Source organism: Seonamhaeicola sp. S2-3 (assembly GCF_001971785.1).
Lineage (GTDB): Bacteria > Bacteroidota > Bacteroidia > Flavobacteriales > Flavobacteriaceae > Seonamhaeicola.
The window spans coordinates 3,468,722-3,492,624 of the sequence record NZ_CP019389.1; the positions used below are offsets into that span (position 1 = coordinate 3,468,722).

Below are 23,903 nucleotides of genomic sequence, written 5' to 3' on the forward strand. Positions count from 1 at the left end.
TTAATACATTAGCACAAAAAATTAAAACTTATGAATAAACTGAATCCTAAATTTTACGTATTATTAATTTTTGCTTTAATTTCTTACAATATTAAAGCGCAATCTATTGTTGATAAACATGGTAGGTTACAGGTTAATGGCAATACTATTGTAGACCAAAACAACAACGCTGTTAGTTTGGCTGGTAATAGTTTGTTTTGGAGTAATGCCGGAGATAGTTCCGATTTTTACAATGCAAATACAGTTAATTATTTAGCCGATAATTGGAACAGTTCCATTATTAGAGTTGCTATGGGTGTAAAAGAGTCATGGGACGGAGGAACAGGCTATATTGATAGCCCCATTGCTCAAAAAAATAAAATAAAAAAAGTAATTGATGCAGCCATAGCTAAAGGTATTTATGTTATTATAGATTGGCATACCCATGAGGCTGAAAAATATCAAGAAGAATCTGTTGCCTTTTTTAGAGAAATGGCAGAATTGTACGGAGACAAAGACAATGTTATTTATGAAATTTATAATGAACCCATTAATCAATCTTGGTCAACGGTAAAAGCGTATGCAACAGAGGTAATTAACGCTATTCGTTCTAAAGATTCAGATAATTTAATTATTGTTGGCTCTCCCAAATGGTCTCAAGATGTTGACATAGCGTCTCAAGATCCAATAGCGGATAATAATACAGCATATACATTACATTTTTATGCAGGTACACATACTGAATTTTTAAGAGATAAAGCTAAAATAGCATTAAACAATGGGGTTGCTATTTTTGTAACAGAATGGGGAGCTGTAAATGCAGATGGTAGAGGTGATGCATCTATTCCCGAAACACAAGAATGGATGCGTTTTTTAAAAGAAAACAAAATAAGCCATGTAAATTGGGCTGTTAGTGATAAAGCAGAAGGCGCATCAATTGTAAACTCAGGTAAAGGAGTTTCTGGTTTACAAAATGATGATTTAACAGAAACAGGCGTATTTATAAAAGATATTATAAAAAATTGGTCTGATGACACTATAAATGATGATGATACTCCTACTAATGGCAAAGTAGAATGTAATACAGTAGACTGCATTTTAAATGCTATGAAAAACGCAAAACCAGGAGATGAAATTATTATAGAACCAGGCACTTATGTTGCTTTAGAAAAAGACAATACTAATGGTAGAGCGTCTTTATTTTTCTCTGCTAAAGATGGTAATGCAAATAAACCTATTACAATTAAAGCAAAAGACCCTCTTAACCCTCCTATTCTTAAAGGAAAAGAAGGAAGATACGATGGATACGTAATGAGAATTACAGGTGATTACTGGCAAATAAAAAACCTTATTTTAGAAGATGGCTCAAAGGGCTTGGTATTTGATAATGCAAATAATGGCCTTATAGAAAACATAACCGTTAGAGATATTGGAGAAGAAGGTATACATTTAAGAGATGGCTCCAGCAATAATGTAGTTACTGGTTGTAACGTTTCTAACACAGGAGTTAAAAAACCTGGTTTTGGAGAAGGTTTATACGTTGGTTCAGATAAATCTCAGCACAACAATCCGTACAATCCTGATTGTAATAATAATACAATAGAAAATTGTATCATAGGTCCCTATGTAGCTGCAGAAGGTGTAGATGTTAAAGAAGGCACTTTAAATACTATTATTAGAAATTGTACTTTTTCTGCTAAAGGAATTACAGGAGAAAATAGTGCAGATGCATTTATAGACCTAAAAGGAGCTTATACCTTTGTGTATGGTAATACTTTTAATTTAGAAGGATCTACAGTTATAAATTCTGTGATAGATTTTCAAGATAGGAAAACAAATTACAATACAGGTTATAGAAATGCTATTTTTGATAATACCTTTAATTTAGGATCAAGAGGAGTAGATATTCCTTCAATACGAGCAAAAGGAGGTAGCCCTTCAGAAATTCATTTTTGGAATAATACACGTAATCCTAATACCACAGACCCTATTAGTAATTATTCTTTGAAAGCAATGATTTTGTCTTGCCCTACTTGGAATATTGTAGATTGCGAAAATGATAATACTACTAATAGTACACCTAGCGTTAGTATTACATCTCCTGCTAATGGAGGAGTTTTTACAGTAGGAGAATCAATTTCTATTGAAGCTAATGCTGCAGATAGTGATGGTACAATTACTAAAGTAGAATTTTATAATAATGAAGTAAAATTAGGTGAAGATAGTACACCTCCATATAAGTATACCATTACAAATGCACAAGCAGGAAACTATAATTTGTCTGTAAAAGCTATCGATAATTTAGGCGCAACAGCAGAAGCTAATAGTACTATTACTGTAAGTAATGAAACAGAGCCTAATACTAATTGTCTTTTTAATACACCATCACTTAATAAATTACCAACATTTACAGATATTTCTTTCTTTAATGTACATGTAATTGGAACAGGAGGTCCCAATTTATCTAATATGAAAAAATTTAGAATTAATTGGGATAGTGCAAGTAATAGATTAAGAAGGTTTGCTATAAATACTAAAAATGGTGTCCCTGATTATTATGTAGATTTAAAAAAGAAAATGACTTATGATTTTGGTAACTCTAAACCAGAATTAACAATAAGTAATTCGGGAATTTTAAATTTAGATGGTTCTTATTGGGCTACAGAAGATAATGGAAATTTTGTAATGGTTTCTAAAAGTAAAGGTTTTACTATTTACTTTAGTAATTCTGCTACAGCACCTAATTGTAGTGATGCAAAAATTTTGCAAAAAAATTCGAAAATAAAAAAACAGGAACAATTAAAAATAAAAGAAGACATCATATTATATCCTAACCCTGTTAAAAATCAACAGTTAACAATTACCCATGTACCTGAAAAAGGAGCAGTAGTTAAAATATTTGATTTGCAAGGTAAAACCGTATTAATCCAAAAATTAGAAAACGCATCTAAGACTATATTAGATGTTTCTGAATTAAAAACAGGTTTATATGTTGTTTCTGTTCAAAATAAAGGGATTTTAAAAACAATTTTATTATCTAAATTATAATAACAAAGTGTAAACCTTTAAGGGATAGTGTATATACTTAAACACAGTAAATAATTGAAAAACAAACTAAATGACATTATCCCTTAAAATGTCTGAATTTATTAAGGGTTTGACTTTATTGAAGTTGAACCCTTTCTTAAAGTATAGCTGTAAATTAATTTAAAATTACTCTCCCAATTATATAGTTGTATTGACCATTTTTTAATAGCTTCTTTAAGGGCTCAAAATGTAGATTTCATAATAATCTAATCGGTAAAGAATTATAATTTGTTTAGTGTATTTTTTTAATTTTCCCATTAAGGATTTCAATAACATTGGTGTTATCAATAGTTTTTATAATCTTAACCAGAAATTTATAAAATATAGTAAGTTCTACCTAATTATCTCTCCAGCTTTTAATAGCGTAAGAGTTCTTCTTAAATTTACATGTTTTAGCACAGTCACTTAAAGCAGTTTCAGCATCCTGTTTGGTAGGCGTATTGTAAATACTTTTCATATCTCTAAATAATGTTTTTTAATAATTTTATATATGTAAGAACTTCATCTAAAAACGCAATAAATTAGTTCTTATCATATTTTAAAATGTTTTAAGAATTCTTAGTTTAATAAATCCTCTTTCTTCATTGTGTATAAAATTTTATATAAATAAAAATATAGTGAGTGCAATCCTTGATATTTTTAAACTTTACACACTTGGTGAGATACTACCTGTTAAACATAAGCTTTTTATCGTTTATCTTATTAAAAAACAAAAAAGGATGAACTTTATAAAAGCCTATCCTTTTTAAATATACTTTTAATTAAGTTTACTTAAATATCAAATCTATCGGCATTCATCACTTTTACCCAAGCCGCAACAAAATCGTTAACAAATTTTTCCTTGTTATCATCTTGTGCATAAACTTCAGCATAACTGCGTAAAATAGAATTAGAACCAAATACAAGATCTATTCTTGTAGCTGTCCATTTAACCGTTCCTGTTTTTCGGTCACAAATTTCATAAATACCATTTCCAACACGGTTCCACTTGTTAGACATATCGGTTAGGTTTACAAAGAAATCGTTAGTTAAAGCACCTTCGTTATTTGTAAAAACACCGTGTTTTGTACCGCCATAATTGGTTCCCATAACACGCATACCTCCTAGTAACACTGTCATTTCTGGTGCTGTAAGTCCCATTAACTGTGTTCTATCTAACAATAACTCTTCCGGACTCACCACATAATCTTTTTTCAACCAGTTTCTATAACCATCGGCTAGAGGTTCTAAAGGTTCAAAAGACTCTATGTCGGTCATATCTTGTGTAGCATCACCTCGTCCAGGAGCAAAAGGTACTTCAATATTCATACCTGCATTTTTAATTGCTTTTTCAACCCCAACATTTCCAGCTACAACAATGGTATCGGCAACACTAATTCCAAATTCATTAGCTATAGGTTCAAGAACAGATAGTACTTTTGACAATCTTTTTGGTTCATTGCCTTCCCAATCTTTTTGTGGGGCTAAACGTATACGAGCACCATTAGCTCCTCCTCTATAATCAGACCCTCTAAAGGTTCTTGCACTGTCCCAAGCGGTAGAAACTAATTCTGCTATGGTTAAATTTGTAGCAGCTATTTTGTTTTTAACAGCATTAACATCATAATTATAATTTCCTTTAGGTACAGGATCTTGCCAAATTAAATCTTCTTGTGGTATATCTGGACCAAACCAACGATCTTTTGGTCCCATATCGCGGTGTGTTAATTTAAACCACGCTCTTGCAAAAGCATCAGAAAAAGCTTCAAAATCATCTTTAAATTTTAATGAAATTTCTCTATAAATAGGATCCATTTTCATTGCCATATCAGCATCTGTCATCATGGGATTATGTCTTGTAGTCATATCTTCTACATCAACCGGCATATCTTCTTCTTTAATACTTACAGGTTCCCATTGCCATGCACCAGCAGGACTTTTACGTAGTTCCCATTCATGGTTAAAAAGCATTTCAAAAAAGCCATTATCCCATTTTGTTGGATGGGTTGTCCAAGCGCCTTCTAAACCGCTTGTTACAGTATCTCGTCCAACACCTGTTCTAGTTGGGTTAGCCCACCCTAAGCCTTGTTCTTCTACTGGAGCAGCTTCTGGATCTGGCCCTAAAATACTTGCATCACCATTTCCATGGGTTTTTCCAACGGTATGTCCACCAGCTGTTAAAGCAACCGTTTCTTCATCATTCATTGCCATACGCTTAAAAGTTTCGCGTACTTGTGCTCCGGTTTTTATTGGATCTGGTTTACCATTTACCCCTTCAGGATTCACATAAATTAACCCCATTTGCACTGCTGCTAAAGGATTTTCCATAGTGTCTGGTTTATCTACATTACCATAGCGTTCATCACTTGGTGCTAGCCATTCTTTTTCAGCTCCCCAATACACATCCTTTTCTGGATGCCAGATGTCTTCACGTCCAAAAGCAAATCCGTATGTTTTTAAGCCCATGCTTTCATAAGCCATAGTTCCAGCTAAAATAATAAGGTCTGCCCAACTTATTTTATTACCGTATTTTTTCTTTATTGGCCATAATAAACGTCTGGCTTTATCTAAACTTACATTATCTGGCCATGAATTTAGTGGCGCAAAACGTTGGTTTCCGGTGCCACCACCGCCTCTACCATCAGCAGTTCTATAACTACCTGCGGCATGCCACGCCATTCTTATCATAAGTCCTCCGTAGTGTCCCCAATCTGCTGGCCACCAATCTTGACTATCGGTCATTAAATCTTTAAGATCTTTTTTTAGTGCTTCTATATCTAATTTCTTTAACGCTTCTTGGTAATTAAAATCTTTCCCAAGCGGATTGGTTTTAGTGTCATGTTGATGTAAAATATCTAAATTAAGGCTATTAGGCCACCAGTCTGTAACAGTTTTTTCTGTTGTGGTAATAGATCCATGCATAAAAGGGCATTTACCCGATGTACTATTGCCACCATGTTTTGATTCTTTGTTTTCAGCGTGAATTGAATCTGCTGAATCATTAGATAAATTTTCCATATTTATAGTTTTAAAGCATTTGAATTTGAATACACTCAAAGATATAATGCGATTAGGTGCGAAAAGAGAATAATTAATTCTTATGGTTTATAGTGATATTGATAAAAATTATCGATTATAGATTTATCATAATAACTTCCTATAAAGATAAAAAATTCTATGCTGATAACTAAATTTTATTAGTTAATAAATTACCTAATATTTTTTATAATTGATTTATTTGCAATTAAATTTTTAACGTTAGTTTAAAAGACTATCATTTTAATTATTCTTATTTTTAAAAAAATTTAAAAACATAATTTATGGCAACAGTAACCTTAAAAGGAAACGCAATAAACACCTCTGGAGAATTACCAAAAATTGGAACTAAAGCTCCTGATTTTACTTTAACAGCAACCGATTTATCTCCTAAAAGTTTAAATGATTTTTCAGGAAGCAGAGTAGTTTTAAATATATTCCCGAGTGTAGACACGGGTACATGTGCAGCGTCTGTTAGACAGTTTAACACTGAAGCTAGCGAATTAGAAAACACTAAAGTACTTTGTATTTCTAAAGATTTACCCTTTGCCCTTGCGCGTTTTTGCGGTGCAGAAGGTTTAAATAATGTTATAAGCTTATCTGATTTTAAAACAGGAAACTTTGGAACATCATATGGCGTAAACTTTGTTGATGGTCCATTAGAAGGTTTACTTTCTAGAAGTGTTGTAGTTTTAGATGAAAACGGAACTGTTTTATACACAGAGCAAGTTGCAGAAACTACAGAAGAACCTAATTATAAAGCAGCTTTAGAGGTTCTTTATTAGTATTACCTAATGAATAAAAAAGAATCCTTCTTTGTAAATCGCTTTAAAAGTGTTGGATATGCTTTTAAAGGTGCTATATACCTTATTAAAACCGAAGCTAGTATTAAAATACAGCTATTCATAGCCATAGTAATTACAATAGCAGGATTCTTTTTTAATATTTCAACCACTGAATGGATTCTTCAGTGTATAGCCATTGCTTTGGTAATGTCTGTTGAAGGTATAAATACTGCTATTGAGGCCGTTGCAGATTTTATTCACCCAGAACATCATAATAAAATAGGTATTATTAAAGATATTGCTGCAGGCGCTGTTTTTATTTCTGCTTTTTTTGCTGTAATAATTGGTTTAATTATATACATACCCAAGATTTTTTAAAATAATATTCTAGCTAGGATAAACGTTAGTAATTTGTATTTTTGTTGCATTGTGATAAAAATCAATCCTGAACTTGCTTCAGGCTATCAATTTGATACCTTAAACCATTAATGGCGAAGAAAAAAAACAACACAAAAAAGACACCAAAGAAAAAACTTAAAGCTCCAAGTTTTAAATTATCAAACCAGCAAAAACTGGTATTTGGTAGCTTTTTAGTAATGTTTGGCATTGTATTGTGCATAGCCTTTATTTCGTTCTTTTTTACTGGCGATATTGACCAAAGTACGCTTTCAGATTTCACATCACGAGATGCAAAAGCTAAAAATTGGCTAAGTAAGTCTGGTGCTTGGTTAAGTGATTTTTTCATTCAAAAAGGTTTTGGGGTAGCTTCTTTTATCATTTCAGGACTTATGTTTCTATCGGGAGTTTATGTTTTAATGAATCTTCCTAAAGTACGTTTAAGAAAACATTGGTTTTGGGGGTTATTAATAATGGTATGGCTATCTATACTTTTTGGTTTTTTTGCAAAAACAAACGATGTCCTTGGAGGTACTATTGGGTTTGAAATAAACGCCTTTCTTCAAGATTATCTTGGTAAAATAGGCACTTCGCTTCTATTACTTTTTGGCTTAATTACCTATTTAGCTATTCGATTTAAAGTAACTTTTGAAAGTATTCTTAACCTTTTTAAATCAGCAAAAAAAGATATAAAACAGGAGTTTTCAGATTTAAAAGAAGATAATGTGGTTGTGGTTGATAATAACTTATCTGAAGAAGCCGAAGCTATTAAATCTGCCTTTGAAGTGTCTTTAGATGATACTAAAGAAAAAACCGTAAAACAAACAACTTCTGTAAAAGAAAAGCCTGCTGTAAAAGTTGAAGTAACTCCGCAAACGCCTGAAGAAGAAAATGATATTGAAATAAAAGTAGAAAAAGTAGCCGAAGAACAATCAGAAACTGACAATCTTTCTAATAAATTGGTTGAAGATTTCGGGTATTTTGACCCTACTTTAGAACTTAGTAAATATCAGTTCCCTCCTTTAGATCTTCTTAAAAAATATGATACAGAGGGCATTACAATAAATCAAGAAGAGTTAGAAGAAAATAAAAACAGAATAGTTGAAACTTTAAACAACTATAAAATTGGTATAGCAAGTATAAAGGCTACTATTGGACCAACAGTAACACTGTATGAAATTGTGCCAGATGCAGGGGTTAGAATTTCTAGAATTAAAAATCTGGAAGATGATATTGCATTATCACTATCGGCATTAGGTATTCGTATAATTGCTCCCATTCCTGGTAAAGGTACTATTGGTATTGAGGTGCCTAATAAAAAATCTACTATTGTTTCTATGCGTTCTGTTATTGCATCAAAGAAATTTCAAAGTTCAGAGATGCATTTACCAATTGCTTTAGGTAAAACTATTAGTAATGAAACTTTTGTAGTAGACCTTGCTAAAATGCCTCACTTACTTATGGCAGGTGCCACAGGACAAGGTAAATCTGTTGGATTAAATGCCGTTTTAACATCATTACTTTACAAAAAGCATCCTGCTGAAGTTAAATTTATTTTAGTAGATCCTAAAAAAGTAGAGCTAACACTTTACAACAAAATAGAACGCCACTATTTAGCTAAATTACCAGATAGCGAAGAAGCCATCATTACAGACAATACCAAGGTTATCAATACACTAAATTCTTTATGTATTGAAATGGACAACCGCTACGAGTTGTTAAAAAATGCCATGTGTAGAAACATTGCAGAGTACAATGCTAAATTTAAAGCCAGAAAATTAAACCCAAATGATGGTCACCAGTTTTTACCATACATTGTTTTAGTTGTTGATGAGTTTGCAGATTTAATAATGACTGCTGGTAAAGAAGTTGAAACTCCTATAGCGCGTTTAGCTCAATTAGCTCGTGCTATTGGTATTCATTTAATTATAGCAACTCAGCGTCCGTCAGTTAACGTAATTACTGGTATTATTAAGGCTAATTTCCCTGCGAGAATAGCGTTTAGAGTAACATCAAAAATAGATTCTAGAACCATTTTAGATGGTGGTGGCGCCGACCAGTTAATTGGTCGTGGTGACATGTTATTTACTCAAGGAAATGACATGATTAGAATTCAGTGTGCTTTTGTAGATACGCCAGAAGTAGAAAAAATAACCGATTATATTGGTGCTCAAAAAGCCTACCCAGATGCTTATCTTTTACCAGAATATGTTGGAGAAGAAAGTGGCACAGGTATTGATATAGATATTGCAGATAGAGATAAACTATTTAAAGAAGCTGCAGTGGTTATTGTAACCGCACAACAAGGCTCTGCTTCATTGTTACAAAGAAAATTAAAATTAGGGTATAATAGAGCTGGCAGATTAATAGATCAATTAGAAGCTGCTGGAATTGTTGGTCCGTTTGAAGGTAGCAAAGCAAGACAAGTTTTAATACCAGATTTAATAGCATTAGATCAGCATTTAGAAAATGAAAGTCTTTAACGACATTAAAAAAATGAAAATGAAATACTTTAAAATGAATCTTAAACTTTTTATCACACTAATAGTTTTAGTGTTATCGGTCAATGTATTTGCACAAAATAAAGGTAAAGCTTTATTAGATGAAGTTTCTAAAAAAGTGAAAAGTTATGACAACATTTCAATAGATTTTAAATACACTTTAGAAAACCTTTCAGAAAATATAAAACAAGAAACCAGAGGCGATGTTATCATGCAAGGTGAAAAGTATAAATTAAACATACTTGGTGTAACTAGACTTTTTAATGGCTCTAAACTTTATACTATTAGTCCTGAAGACGAAGAAGTAACTATATCTAGTGAAGGTGAAAATGAAGAAGATGCTATCACCCCAAGTAAAATGCTATCTTTTTATGAAGATGGTTACACTTACCAATTAGACATTCAGCAAAATATTAAAGGTAGAAAAATTCAATATGTAAAACTTACTCCAATAGATTCAAATTCAGAATTAGAAAGCATTTTATTAGGTATAGATGCGCAAACCAAACACATTTACAACCTAATACAAATTGGTAAAAATGGGGCTAAAACCACTTTAACAGTTAATTCTTTTAAAACAAATCAGCCTATATCAAATTCCTTATTTACCTTTGATGCCAACAAATATCAAGATTATTACATCAATAATTTAGACTAGGTTATCTCTTGAAAATACTAGACAGATACATACTAACCACATATCTTAAAACTTTTATCAGTGTGTTTGTAATACTCATACTGATATTTATTTTACAAACCCTGTGGTTATATATTAAAGAATTAGCAGGTAAAGATTTAGATTTAGAAATAATAGCTAAATTTCTTTTATATTTTTTACCCAAGTTAATCCCCTTAATATTACCGCTTACCATACTACTATCTTCTATAATGGTTTTTGGTAATTTTGCTGAAAATTATGAGTTTGCTGCAATGAAATCTACTGGAATTTCATTACAACGCGCCATGTCTGGTCTAAGCATATTTATTGTAGGACTTGCTATTGTTACCTTTTTCTTTTCAAATAACGTCATTCCGTGGGCAGAACTTAACTCTTATAATTTAAGACGAAATATTGCCAAACTAAAACCTGCTGCAGCAATTGCAGAAGGACAGTTTAACGAAATAATGAATTATAACATTAAAGTAGAAAAGAAAAGCGGAGATAAAGGGCAATATCTTGAAGATGTTATAATACACATTAAAGGGTCTGATGGTAGAAAAAATGCCACTACTATTAAATCTAAAACAGGTGAATTTGTTAGTGATGAAAAATCTGAAGTCATTAAATTAATTCTTTTTGATGGAAACTATTACAGTGACGTATACCCTTCTAAACAAAAAGAAAGACTAAAATACCCGTTTGCAAAAAGCACATTTGAAAAATATATCATCAATATAGATATATCTCAAATGGACGATGTTGATTTAGATGAAAAATCACAGACAGACAAGTATAACATGCTAAGTATTAGCGGGCTAAATAAAGCTATAGATTCATTAGAAATAAGAAAAAAACATGAACATGAATCTTTGTCTAAAATTTTGTTACAACGGTCTTCAGTTATTCCTAGACCTAAGCCAATATCTGTAAAAAAGCATAATACCGAGAAAAAAATTGATTCTGTTTATACTGGTAACGTTTTAGACTTGTTAGACACAAGAAGAAAAAATGAAATGATAGATGCCGCCATAAGAGGCATTACCAGTGCAAAACAAATTCTTATAACTAAAAAAGACAATCAAAAAAGATCTAGAGAGTGGTTAAACAAGCACTACATATCATTACATGAAAAATTTGCGCTTGGGTTTGCTTGTATTATTCTGTTTTTTGTAGGCGCTCCTCTTGGTGCCTTAATAAGAAAAGGAGGCATAGGCTTACCAATGGTTATTGCTATACTCCTATTTTTAACATATCACTTTATAGGTATTTTTGCCACAAATAGTGCCAAAAACGGAAGCTTGAATCCTGTTTTAGCTAGTTGGTTTTCTACATTAATTATGCTGCCACTAAGTGTGTATCTTACCAGAAGAGCAACAGCAGATAGAACTTTATTTGAATTTGGGAATATAAGCACTCCCCTCAAAAAGATTTTCAAAATAAAAGAAAAAGATAGTATTGATTATAAATTCTTAAATTCATTAAACAACCAAGAACTTTTCAATATTATTAAAAATTATGACACTTTAGGTCATGAAGAAAATGTTAGATTTGAAGCCATTAAAATACTTAACAGCAAAGGTATTCATAATGATGAATTAAGAGCTAATGGCATCAATATTGATACTAAATTTGACACTACTAAAACTATTGTTAATAATTATCAAGATCATTCTAAATTTGCTATAACGCTATATGCTGTTGGTGTAATTTTATTGGTTTTATTCTTTGTATTTAAAAACAATAAATTACCACATTTAGCATCAGCCTCTATACAACTAAGTATTGTTTCTCTTATTTTATTTGCAATATATTATGCAAAATCAATTATAAACATGCGTCAACTATATGACCATATAGATAAAGGTAATAAACTAGTGGTGCTATTTTTAATACTAGGTTTACCTTTTTACATGATTGCATACCCATTTTTAAATGTAAAAATTAAGGAAGACTTAAGACTTAATTGTTTAGAATCTTTAAAATAAACAATATCTTTGCTACATGATGGTACAAACTATGACAAAAGACACAGCAGCTAAAACGTTTAAACTAAACACAATACAAGAAGCCATTGATGATGTTAGAAAAGGCAAGGTTATTATTGTTGTTGATGATGAAAACAGAGAAAATGAAGGCGATTTTGTAGCTGCAGCCGATAAAGTTACCCCTGAAATGATAAACTTTATGGCAACCCATGGTAGAGGACTTATTTGTGCTCCACTTACAGAAAACCGATGTAAAGAACTAGACCTTAACATGATGGTTAGAAATAACACAGACCACATGGAAACGGCTTTCACTGTATCGGTAGATTTAAGAGGTGGTGGCGTTACAACAGGTATTTCTGCTAGCGATAGAGCAAAAACCGTAAAAGCCTTAATAGACCCTAATACAAAACCTTTTGAACTAGCTCGTCCTGGTCATATTTTCCCATTAGTTGCTAAAGAAGGTGGTGTTTTAAGAAGAACCGGACATACCGAAGCTGCTATAGATTTTGCTAGATTAGCTGGTTTAAATCCTGCTGGTGTTATAGTAGAAATTATGAATGAAGATGGTACTATGGCAAGAGTACCAGAACTCATTAAAGTTGCCAAAAAACTAGATTTAAAAATTGTTTCTATTGAAGATTTAGTTGCTTATAGAATGCAACACGATTCTTTAATTGAAAAAAAAGAAGATTTTCAAATAGAAACACGTTTTGGAAGTTTTAGATTAAGAGCCTACAAACAAACCACAAACAACCAAGTACATATAGCCTTAACTAAAGGACAATGGAAAAACGATGAAGTGGTTGCAACCAGAATTAATTCTACATTAGTAAATAATGATATTTTAGGTACACTTACCAACAACGTTGATGAACAACTTAATGACATGTTCAGGGTTATTGAAAAGGAAGGTAAAGGTGCTATTATCTTTATTAATCAGGAATCTCAATCAATGAATATTTTAAAACGCTTATCGTTTTTAAAAGAAAATCAAGTTGCTAACACTGTTACCAAAGCTCCAAGAATAAATATGGATAATAGAGATTTTGGTATTGGTGCTCAAATTTTACATGATTTAAACATTCATAAATTAAAATTAGTAACAAACTCCTCACAAACTAAACGTGTTGGTTTAATTGGTTATGGCTTAGAAATTGTAGATTATATTAATTATTAATTTTTCACTTCAAAAACCCTAAATAAACCTTTGCTTTTGGTATTTGGAACCTCTGAAATAAGAGCGTATTTACCAGGTTTTAAGTCGGCATAAAAATAACCAGTACTACCTGCAGGCATTTCATTAACACCTCCTAAAAAGGTAATACCATTTGGCACTGGGGTAATAAGCCCCTTGGGATCAGACCAATCCATCCATGCTTCCAAAGCATCTTCACTGGCATCGCCTTCTAACCTTACTAAATTCACATCATGCTGCATAAAGTTTTCATGATGGTTTTGTTCTTTATAAAATACTGAAAACACTTGTTTGCCCTTAGTAATGTCTTTATCATAAACTATACCTTCACTATTAGACACCACAATATTTACAGTGGGTTCTGGTGGTGTATTTCCACTATCTTCCTGAGTTACTATAATAGGTTTAGCCATTCCCATTAATGTATGAAATTTACCGTTAGGCATCTTTACATAACATTCCATAATATAATAACCAGGTTCTAACTTTACTGTTGTTACAGCGGTGTGTTTAGGAGCAATTAAACCAGATCCGCCAGAAAATACAATGTCTCCAAACCATGCAGGCAATTTGCCAAAGGCAGCAAATCCTTCTTCTGGTTTTCCTTGATTAATTAAATCCATTCCTTCAGCAAAAACTGGAGCTACATCTGTTAAAGTATTTGCCACAGTTTTTCCTTCAGGATATTTATCTAACAAAAAGAAATGCGTTTCGTTAGAAAGGTTTTGGTATTTAAATGTATTCCATCCTGAGGGAATAGTGTCTACACTTTGAAATTCCATACCACGTGTTATAATGTCAATAACATTGGTTGGTTCTTTTATAGCTACTTCAGTTTCTGTAGTTTTTTGAATGGCCTCTACTTTCTTTTCATTTTTGCAGTTGAATAAAAAACATAATGATATAGGTATAAAAAAAATAAGCTTGATAGTCTGTTTCATAATTATAGTTTTTAAGAGATTGATTTAAAGTTAGTTAATCATTATTTTTTTTGTAACAATACCTTTATCTGTTTGAATTTTAAGAAGGTATAAACCTTTCTGGTAATTAGTAACATTAATTTTGTTTTTTAAAGGTTGATTGAATTGTTGCCCTAGAATATTAAAAAGAGTTATTTTTTTTATGTTAATTGTACTTAGAGCCACAATATTTAGTGTTTTGTTTACAGGGTTTGGGTAAACCTGTATTTTTGCTGCTAAAGATTTTGGAGCATCTATAGCTAGTGTATTAGAACAATCTACACTAAAGATTGTTTGTACATCAATGTTTGACCAATTGGTAGTGGAATACTCTGTATTATCTACATTTATGCAATTAAGGTTAGGATTGTTTGTAGCGTTAAATACTAAAAATGACGTGTTTATACCATTTTTTACGTTTAAATCTTCCAATTGATTATTTGAACAGTTTAAAGATTTTAAAGCACTCAAATTACTCACGTCTAAGCTTATTAAATTATTGAAACTACAGTTTAAAACCTCAATTGTATTTTGGTTGGAAATTAATTGTCCTTTTGTATTTACAGATTTATCACTGAGATTAACTCCTGTTAAATCACTTAAATCTGAAATATTATTTCCTGCAATATTTAATTCTATTAGATTAGTAAATAATTCAATACCTGAAATATTACTTATTTTTCCGTTTACATTTGGTAGGTTTATATTAGTTTCAGGAAACGAGATATCCAAATGTGTTATATCTTCTAAATCTTCAACAAGTACTAAGTTGTTTAATAGTCCATCTGTATCAATGCCTAAATCTATTAGAGCTTGTTCAAAAAACTCATCGGGAATACTAAAAGTGCTACTATCATCTACTGTATCGGGGTTACAATCATCATCAATTCCATTATAGGGTACCTCGGTTCTGCCAGGGTGTATTAACGGGTTGTTGTCATTACAATCATATTCAATATTTTGATCATTTGCATGAATTGTAATATATCCCGCAGATGGGTTACAAAAAATAATATCGTTAGAATCTCCATAGCCATCATTGTCATTGTCTGCAAGGTAAAAAACTAAATCTTCTTCTTCATCAATATCTCCATCACAGTCGTTATCTTTATTATCAGCACATTCAATAGATACCGCAGGGTTTATGTTTGGGTCGGTGTCATCACAATCTGTTAGAGGTAAAATAGTTGTGGTGTATCCTTCTCCAGGCGATTCACACCTTTTTGTTGTGAATGAAGCATACCCATCACCATCCAAGTCTAAATACCAATCTCTTTGAGGGTTAATAGTTGGGTCTGTATCGTCGCAATCGGGATTGGGATTAAGTTCTGCATCAATAAAATAATTTTCTCCTGGTTTATAGCAAGTTTTTATTTCAGAACCTTCTAATGGAAACCCATCATTATCTTCATCTAGAACCCAAACAGGTTGTTCTGCAATATCAGGATCAGCATCATCAATCAACCCGTTACAATTATTATCATAGCCATCACAATATTCTGCTCCAAAAGGTTTGTCGTTTTCATTGTTATCATTACAATCTACATCTGCTGCAAACCCGTCATTATCTTCATCTATTTCAGAACAATGAGATACTGGGTAGATAAGTATTAAGTTTTTACAATAATATTCAGGAGAACTATATTCTAAATACATTTTAATTAAATGACCATTTGTAAAAGTTACAAATATTTCATCACTAGAGTAAGAATTATCATCAAATTCACTTTGAACTCCAGTAAAATTGTAGCTACTACTTGTATGGGTTGTAACATTTTCAATAATTAAAGTAATTGAAAATGGGACGCTAGAACTTAAATATATTGTATTTATAATATTTCCAGAATTACAATTGATATCTTCACTAGATTGAGGCCCATACTGTAAACCTATTGGAAATGGTAAAGAACAATTATCTTGTGCAAAACTATTATAGCTCCAAAATGATATGATTAGAAGAAGTAAAATTTTTATTTTCATTTTATGATAGTTTTAAAAATTTTTATTGACAACGAAAGAAATCCATGTGTTTTTTTAGAGTTTTTCTTTCTGCAGATTAATAGCTTTTATAAATATTATTTGATTATAATTTTTTTCATGATAAAATGTATTACCTTTTCGCTTAAGCTTTAATTTTTAAACATTCCTCCTGAGGAAAATAAAGCCATTGTTTTATATTTTGATTTCTCAATAGTGGTAAGTGTCTTTTTTAAAGCTTTAGCCATTATGTTTACATTATTTTTAGACTTCTTTTTGTCTATAATATCCATTTCCATGATTAGTCCTTTAGAAAATTGCTCTATGACCCTAGGATCCATATCAGGAATATTTGAAGGTTTTTGTGTTCCAAAATTTAAGAAGTTTGGTAGCCTTAAACCTGCCTCTGAGGTATGATAAATTTTCATAACATATCTTTCATCCTCAAATTGCAATCCTTTGCAATTGTATCCTATTATAGTTTTTGTTGGAAGATCAGATATTTTGTAATTGTCAATGTTTTCTTTTGTCTTACCAGGGTCTGGGATAGGATGGATTTGCATAAACTTACTGCCTTGCGCATCCATAAACATTATCATGGTATTTAAGTCCATATCAAAAAGCATGGTCACGAGCCCCATATTCTTGCTTTCTTCACTTCTCATTCTGGTGGCTTGATAGCTAGCTCCTTCTTTAATCAAGAATGTGAGTTCCATAGTTTCCTTCTTTTTGGCATTAAGCGTCATTTGGGTTTGGAGTGCCCAATCAAACTCATATGTTTCTGGGAGATCACTAGCCGATACCTTATGTTCTTTAAGGGATTTTTTAATACGCTTGGTCATACCTTTACTATCACTAGTGTTGTAATCGTCTTCATCAATATCATCTTTGGGCTGATTGCCACCCTTTACAATATTTTTCATAACACCTTCCATTAAATCTTGACCCTGTGCTCGTACTTCCCTAGCTTGTGGCAGTGAAACCGTTACTGGCTTGTAATCATAAACCAACAGGCTTTCTCCTTTTTCACGAGGCATTTCTCCTATTTCAAAATTTTGTTTAGACTCGTTAACTTTGGTATAGATTTCAACAAGTCGGTCTTGATTATCAAACAGCACATAGCTACCTTCGTATCCGGGTTCGTTAAGAAATTCAAACTTAGTGTAGGTTTCTCCTCTTAGGGTTTGAGTAGACTCTTTATAATCTTCATACCTAAAATCATCTGGTTTATATATAAAGGCAAACTCCACTATACCATTAAAAGGATTTGCTGTTTGACCTTGGTCTGTTTGCTTTTGATACTCTATCATGAACGGCTCTGGTGGCAATTTATAGGCTTCAATTAGCATGGTTGGTACCATCATACCTTGGCTTTGCAAAGCAACAATTGAAGATTTGGTATATTCTCCATTTTTATATGTATATATAAAGCCTTCACTATCAATATAGCCTGGTTCTGGCATATCGTCTTGCTCTAACTTTACAGCAACTTCATTTGCATCAAAATACTGTGTTTGATTGAGGTTTCCGTTTTCACGTAATTGAATGACAACATCTTGATTATAGAATGCTTTTTTAGTTTTGGTATTTTTGGTTAAGGCAGTATTTGCTGCTTCCATGGTTTCAGGAGCTTCTGCCTTTTCTTTATCGGGCTTATCTTTTTTTGTGGTAACATCATCAATAGTTTTTTCTGTTTTTTTAGAAACAGCTTCATCTGTTTTTCTAAGGATGGTTCTCTCTGCAGCTTCTTCTGCTTTCTTTTTTAGCTTTTTTAAAAATTGTGCTTGTGTTGTTGATGTGATTAACAAACAAGCCATTATTAATAGTATATTTTTTGATTTCATGTTTATAGATTTTAAGAGAAATAGGGAAACAACTCATCTCTCATTTGTCATCCCCCTATTCAGAATTGATTAATAGCCTCTTTTATTCCTTAGATATTTTTACAGATTTTACAACCTTATTATTTAACAAAATATGCAATGTGTAAGTCCCATTTTTTAAGTGGTCTATACTCATATAAATTTTTTCGTCATCGTTCTTTTTGGAAGAATTGAACATTACTTTTTTTGCTACAAATTACTCTATGGAATAAAACTAATCTCTTAATTCTTTAGTTAATACAAGAGATGTTTCAAAGTATGCAACAAATGTTACAAGGCTGTGTTTATAAAGGTTTACAGGCTTTTTAATGTCTGTTAGAGTACTCTACAGGGGTGCAATTGTAAGTTTCTTTAAAACACTTAATAAAATAAGAAGGCGTATTAAAACCTATTTGATAGGCAATTTCTGAAATAGAATTATCTGATTTTTTTAATAAATCAATGGCTAGTTTTAAGCGTTCATTTCTAATAAATTCAGAGGTACTTAATCCTACAATAGCTTTTAATTTTCTATGCAATTGAGTTCTGCTCATTTGCATTTTTACCGAAAATGTTTCTGTATTAAAATCTGGATTAGTTAGGTTTTTATCTAATACCTCTTTTAGTCGCTTTAAAAATTCAGCTTCTGTAGATGAAACCGTTATTTCTGGAGTTAAAGTAATGCTTTTGCTAAAGTGTTGTTGTAATCTATTTCTATTTTCAATTAGTTTTTCTACTATTAATTTTAGTTTTTCACTACTAAAAGGCTTTGTTATATAGGCATCTGCCCCAGTTTTTAACCCTTCTATTTCGTTATCTTCTCCTACTTTTGCTGTTAAAAGTATAATGGGTATATGACTTGTTAGCTCATTATATTTTAATGTATTACACAGGTCAATACCGTTTTTAATAGGCATCATAATATCACTAATTATTAAACTAGGCATATGCTTTATAGCTTTTTCTATACCTGCTTGTCCATTAGATGCTTCAATAATTTGGTAAGAGTTTTCAAAAACTGATTTTACAAATGTTCTTATATCTTTATTATCTTCTACAATAAGTAAACATGGTTTATTATTGTTATTTAAAACAGCATTGCTTAAAACAATTTCTTGTTCTGTGTTTTTTGAATTTAAAATTTCTGAAGCTTTAAAAGCGTTTTTTGTTATTGGTAGCGTAACGGTAAATTGAATTTTATCTGAATCTATACTATTGGCTATAATACTTCCTTTTGAAAGTGAAACCAGCTCTTTTACTAAAGCAAGTCCTACGCCTACACCTTCTGAAGCTTCATCATCTTTATAAAAACGTTGAAATAGCTTACCAAGGTCTTTTTTGGTAATTTCTTTATTAGTATTAATAACAGACAATACTAAGTTATTCTCTTGCTCATTTGCATTAAAAATAATCTCACTAGACTCTGGTGCATATTTTATAGCATTAGCTAAAAGATTAGAGCTAACCTTTTCTATTACATCTTTATCATACCAAACGTTTTCAAGACCTTCTATTTTATTTAATATAACCATTTCCTTTTCTTTAGCTTTGTATTGAAATGCGGAAACTATTTGTATTAATAAAATTTTAAGATTCCCATTTTCTATTTTTAATTGGGCTTGTCCTGAGTCTATTAAAGCAAGATCTACCATTTGGTTTACTAAGCCTAACAATCTATTAGCATTCTGCTTTATTAAATTAAGTTCTTTACGGTCTTTAGGTGATATATTTTGTTTTGATAATTGATGATCTATAGGGCCTGTAATAAGCGTTAAAGGGGTTCTAAATTCATGCGAAATATTGGTATATAATTTTGTTTTAAACTCATCAAGCTTTTTTAAACGCTCTGTTTCTGCCTGTTTTAATTGTAATTGCGTTTTAACTTTCCACCTAAATAGTAAGTATTTATAAACACCAAACAGTATTAAAATTATAGCTAAAACATATATGGTTTTTAAGAGATTAGTTAAGTACCATGGTTTTAATATGGTAAAGGTGAAGGTAGCTGGTTCATTGTTCCACACTCCATCGTAATTAGATGAAATCACCTCGAAGGTATACGTATTGGGCGGTAAATTGGTATAATGAGCAAAATTAATTCCCTTAGGAGACTTCCAATTTTCGTTATAATTTAAAAGCCTGTATTTGTACATATTACGATCGGGTTGCGAAAAATGCAGACTTGTAAAGGTAAGCGTTACGGTATTTTGGTTGTACTTAAGTTTTTGAAAATTGTTTAACGGTTGTTCTTCTGAAAATACTTCAAACTTAGATATTATGGTTTTAGGCTTAACCATATTATAGGTTAAGTTTTCTGGCTTAAACCAATTTAGGCCGTTCAGTCCACCAAAATAAAGCGTACCATTGGCATCTTTAAAATAAGCCCCTGTGTTGAATTCTGGTCCCTGTAATCCATCATCGGGGGTAAACGCTTCAAAACTCTCATTATTTATATTAAATCGGCTTAATCCGTTATTAGTACTTAGCCATAAATTTTGGTCTTCATCGGGCAAGATGCCGTACACCACCTGATTGGGCAAGCCTTCTGCTTTGGTATAGTTTTTTATGGTTTGGTTCTCTGTATCGTATTTTTTTAGTCCCATACCATAAGTACCTACCCATAGTGTATGGTCTAAGAACAGCAATGATTTAACTTTATCATCAAGACCTTTTATTTTTGAGATTTTATTGGTTTCTATATCCAGTTTAAACACACCGCCATAATCGTTACCTATCCATAATGTATTCTCATTGCCATAAACTAAAGCCCTAATGTTATTGTGAGATAGCTCAGAATTTTCTTTATTAAAAGCCTTTACAACGCCTTTATTTTTATCAAAAAGCAAAATACCATGGCGTTCTGTGGCCAACCAACAACTGGTTTTTGATGCTCTTAAAATACTCCAAATGGTAAAATCGTTCAGTTCTGGAAAAGACCGGTATGCTCCAGAAGCCTCTTTAATATTTAAACCATGGCCTTGGTGACCAATCCAAAGTTCGTTTTCAAAAAAATCTAAACTAATAACCCTATTACTGTTTAATGGTGAATTATCCTTGGTATAAGTTTTATAAGTTTGAGTCTTGGTATTGCAATAGGTTAAACCTTTTCCCGAGGTACCAACCCAAAAGGTATTATCGTTATCGGTGGTAATACTTCTTATCATATCAACATTAACCGACCTCGGTAACTGGTTGTTTGTTAGAATATTAAATTTTATTAAATGCTCGTCGTAGTAACTAAGCCCTGTTCCATCAGAGCCTATCCAAATGATTCCCGAAGCATCCTCATATAAGCACAACATATCGTTGTAGTGTATAGCAAAAGGATTATTTTTATTAGCTTTAAAATTCTTAACGCTGTTTGAAGCAAAGTCTATTAAATAGACACCCTTCCCGTAAGTTGCAATCCAAAGTCTATTTTTACTATCTATTAAAAGGTCTTCAATGTTTAAATTTTCGGGTAAGTCATCGTGCTTATATTTTTTAAACTCTTGACTATTTCCCGACATGTAAAACAAGCCATTACCGTATGATCCAAGCCAAACACCTCCTGCATTGTTATTTTCTAAAACCGAAAAATTAGTTTCTTTAGATGTTTCTACAAGTATTTTGTTATATCTACCACTGTCATTGATTTTATAGACTGAACCTGATGCCGCAACCAATACCCCTAAACTTGTTTCTGAAATGTTATAAACCGTAGTTTTAGTATCTTGCCCTTTAAATACCGCTACAGTATCTTTGGTTTTATAATCAACCTTAAAAAGACCATTACCGTAGGAGCCTAAAAACAAATTACGCTTGCTATCTTGAAAAATGGCACTAACCAAAAACGGTTGTTTTATAATTTTGAAATCGTTGGTTTGTGGCCTATAGATTTCCAATTGGCCAGAATGGGTAATTATCCATAGCCTATTTTGTTTATCTATATAAACTTTTCCTAGTTTGCTAAAGGTTGGTCTAGTAATGTCTTCAAACTGTTTATTATAATGTTTAAAAGAGAGGCCGTTATACTTGTTCAATCCATCTTGGGTAGCAAACCACATATAACCAATAGAGTCTTGTGCTATACTTATTACACTGGTTTGAGACAGCCCGTGCTCTACCGTTAGTCCCTTAAAGGCTATTTGTTCTTTATGGTTTTGCGAAAAAGATACTGCTACAAATAGGCATGCCAAAATGGTATTTAAACCTCTCATTTATAGTTTTTTGATTATAAAACTACAAAATGTTATTAACATTTGTTTACAAAACAGCTTTTATAATTTCAGCCATTTTATTGGTTCTTGTTTTCACGTCTTCTTCTGTCCAAGATAATTTTATTAAACATGATATGTTTCTGCCAATATAGTGGTCTGACATTTCAAATGTTTTGGTTTCTAAATATTTTAAACCTTCTTTTACTTCTTTAGAAATTGGGAATAAGGATTTTTGTTGTTTTAAGTGGTCCCACTTACGTATGTAATGCCAGTTATTATCAAAATAATTCCAACAAGCATCAATACCTTGGTTTTTAAAGGCTTGCATTACTTTTCTAACAGTTTCTAAATCTGGTAAAAAGAAATTGAAAAAGGCGCCACTTTCTTCTCCCCCTTCTGGAACTGTTCTTAATGTAACTTCAGGTATTTTAGACAGGGTTTCTTTAAAAATATTTAAATAACGTCTTTGTATTTCTAAAAACTCTGGTAAACGTTTTACTTGTGCTAAACCAACGGCTGCATGTAGTTCTGAAATTCTAAAATTATATCCTAAAAATGGATGTGTTTCTGCGCCCCTATCATTGCCTATATGGTCATGACCATGATCACTGTAATGGTCTGCATTTATGTAGTACTCCTTATTGTTTGTTACTACGGCTCCACCTTCGCCACAGGTTATGGTTTTTACAAAATCGAAAGAGAAACACCCTAAATCTCCTATACTTCCTAATGGTTTGTTGTTATAAGTACCGCCAATAGCTTGACATGCATCTTCTACTACCAATAAATTGTGCTTTTTTGCTATTTGCTGTATAGCATTCATATTAGCCATACTGCCACACATTTGCACTACCATAATGGCTTTTGTTTTTGGTGTTATGGCTTTTTCTATTGCCTGCGGATTTAAGCCTAAGGTATCATCTACATCAACTAAAACGGGTATGGCGCCTAAAAGCATTATGGCCTCAAAACTGGCTACAAAGGTAAATGTTGGCATAATGACCTCATCTCCTGCTCCTATTCCTGCAGAGGCTAAGGCTACTGAAACGGCTGCTGTACCGCTAGATACTAATTGTACGTGTTTAGATTGAAATGTGTTTTCAAGTTCTGCTTCTAGTTCTTTGGCTTTCCAATGGCCATTGCGCATACCATCAAAACCATAGCGCATTAGTACGCCGTTTTCTAATACATCGTTTACTTGTTTACGTTCTTGTTCTCCAAATAATTCAAATCCTGGCATGGGTTTATGTTTTGTTTTGCGTTAGGGATTGAGGGTTTGTTGAAGCTCCCCGACCTAAG

Annotated in this window: 13 protein-coding genes; 7 read left to right on the forward strand and 6 right to left on the reverse strand. The window is 31.9% G+C overall.

The annotated features are described in order from the left end of the window. The first annotated feature begins 30 nt into the window (after positions 1-30). Complete coding sequence (locus BWZ22_RS15220) at positions 31-3,027, forward strand: cellulase family glycosylhydrolase (RefSeq protein WP_076701600.1); 2,997 nt, start codon at positions 31-33, stop codon at positions 3,025-3,027. A gap of 810 nt (positions 3,028-3,837) precedes the next feature. On the opposite strand, the gene katG is transcribed toward BWZ22_RS15220, so the two are convergent. After that, positions 3,838-5,967: a catalase/peroxidase HPI gene (gene katG / locus BWZ22_RS15225; protein ID WP_232225280.1), complete on the reverse strand. Its 2,130-nt coding sequence runs from the start codon at positions 5,965-5,967 to the stop codon at positions 3,838-3,840. A gap of 398 nt (positions 5,968-6,365) precedes the next feature. Here katG and tpx point away from each other — a divergent pair, with 398 nt between their 5' ends. From tpx to ribB, 6 genes are all read left to right on the forward strand, one after another. Then, positions 6,366-6,866: a thiol peroxidase gene (gene tpx / locus BWZ22_RS15230; protein ID WP_076701605.1), complete on the forward strand. Its 501-nt coding sequence runs from the start codon at positions 6,366-6,368 to the stop codon at positions 6,864-6,866. A 9-nt stretch (positions 6,867-6,875) separates the two neighbouring features. Then, entirely contained in the window at positions 6,876-7,244 is a 369-nt protein-coding gene (locus BWZ22_RS15235; protein WP_076701607.1) for a diacylglycerol kinase, read from the forward strand. Positions 7,245-7,354: 110 nt separating this feature from the next. Then, positions 7,355-9,745: a DNA translocase FtsK gene (locus BWZ22_RS15240; protein WP_076701610.1), complete on the forward strand. Its 2,391-nt coding sequence runs from the start codon at positions 7,355-7,357 to the stop codon at positions 9,743-9,745. Positions 9,746-9,764: 19 nt separating this feature from the next. Continuing rightward, positions 9,765-10,421, forward strand: a complete 657-nt coding sequence (locus BWZ22_RS15245; RefSeq protein WP_076702569.1) for an outer membrane lipoprotein carrier protein LolA — start codon at positions 9,765-9,767, stop codon at positions 10,419-10,421. A gap of 62 nt (positions 10,422-10,483) precedes the next feature. Beyond that, a complete protein-coding gene (locus BWZ22_RS15250; protein ID WP_232225195.1) occupies positions 10,484-12,409 on the forward strand; it encodes an LptF/LptG family permease in 1,926 nt (641 codons plus the stop codon). A 31-nt stretch (positions 12,410-12,440) separates the two neighbouring features. Next, positions 12,441-13,589 (forward strand): 3,4-dihydroxy-2-butanone-4-phosphate synthase, encoded by a 1,149-nt coding sequence (ribB, locus tag BWZ22_RS15255; RefSeq protein WP_076702575.1) that lies wholly within the window; start codon positions 12,441-12,443, stop codon positions 13,587-13,589. Here the strand turns inward: ribB and BWZ22_RS15260 are convergent. The 5 genes from BWZ22_RS15260 to BWZ22_RS15280 form a co-directional block, all read right to left on the reverse strand. Then, positions 13,586-14,548 (reverse strand): hypothetical protein, encoded by a 963-nt coding sequence (locus BWZ22_RS15260; protein ID WP_076701612.1) that lies wholly within the window; start codon positions 14,546-14,548, stop codon positions 13,586-13,588. The genes ribB and BWZ22_RS15260 overlap by 4 nt on opposite strands. Before the next feature lie 30 nt (positions 14,549-14,578). Continuing rightward, the gene (locus BWZ22_RS15265; RefSeq protein ID WP_076701615.1) at positions 14,579-16,546 is read right to left on the reverse strand and encodes a MopE-related protein; all 1,968 of its coding nucleotides are present in this window, start codon (positions 16,544-16,546) and stop codon (positions 14,579-14,581) included. 149 nt (positions 16,547-16,695) lie between these two features. Beyond that, entirely contained in the window at positions 16,696-18,387 is a 1,692-nt protein-coding gene (locus BWZ22_RS15270; RefSeq protein ID WP_076701618.1) for a DUF4412 domain-containing protein, read from the reverse strand. A gap of 344 nt (positions 18,388-18,731) precedes the next feature. Further along, positions 18,732-22,604, reverse strand: a complete 3,873-nt coding sequence (locus tag BWZ22_RS15275) for a hybrid sensor histidine kinase/response regulator transcription factor (protein ID WP_076701620.1) — start codon at positions 22,602-22,604, stop codon at positions 18,732-18,734. A 46-nt stretch (positions 22,605-22,650) separates the two neighbouring features. Next, the gene (locus tag BWZ22_RS15280; protein WP_076701623.1) at positions 22,651-23,844 is read right to left on the reverse strand and encodes a DegT/DnrJ/EryC1/StrS aminotransferase family protein; all 1,194 of its coding nucleotides are present in this window, start codon (positions 23,842-23,844) and stop codon (positions 22,651-22,653) included. Between the last annotated feature and the right edge of the window lie 59 nt (positions 23,845-23,903).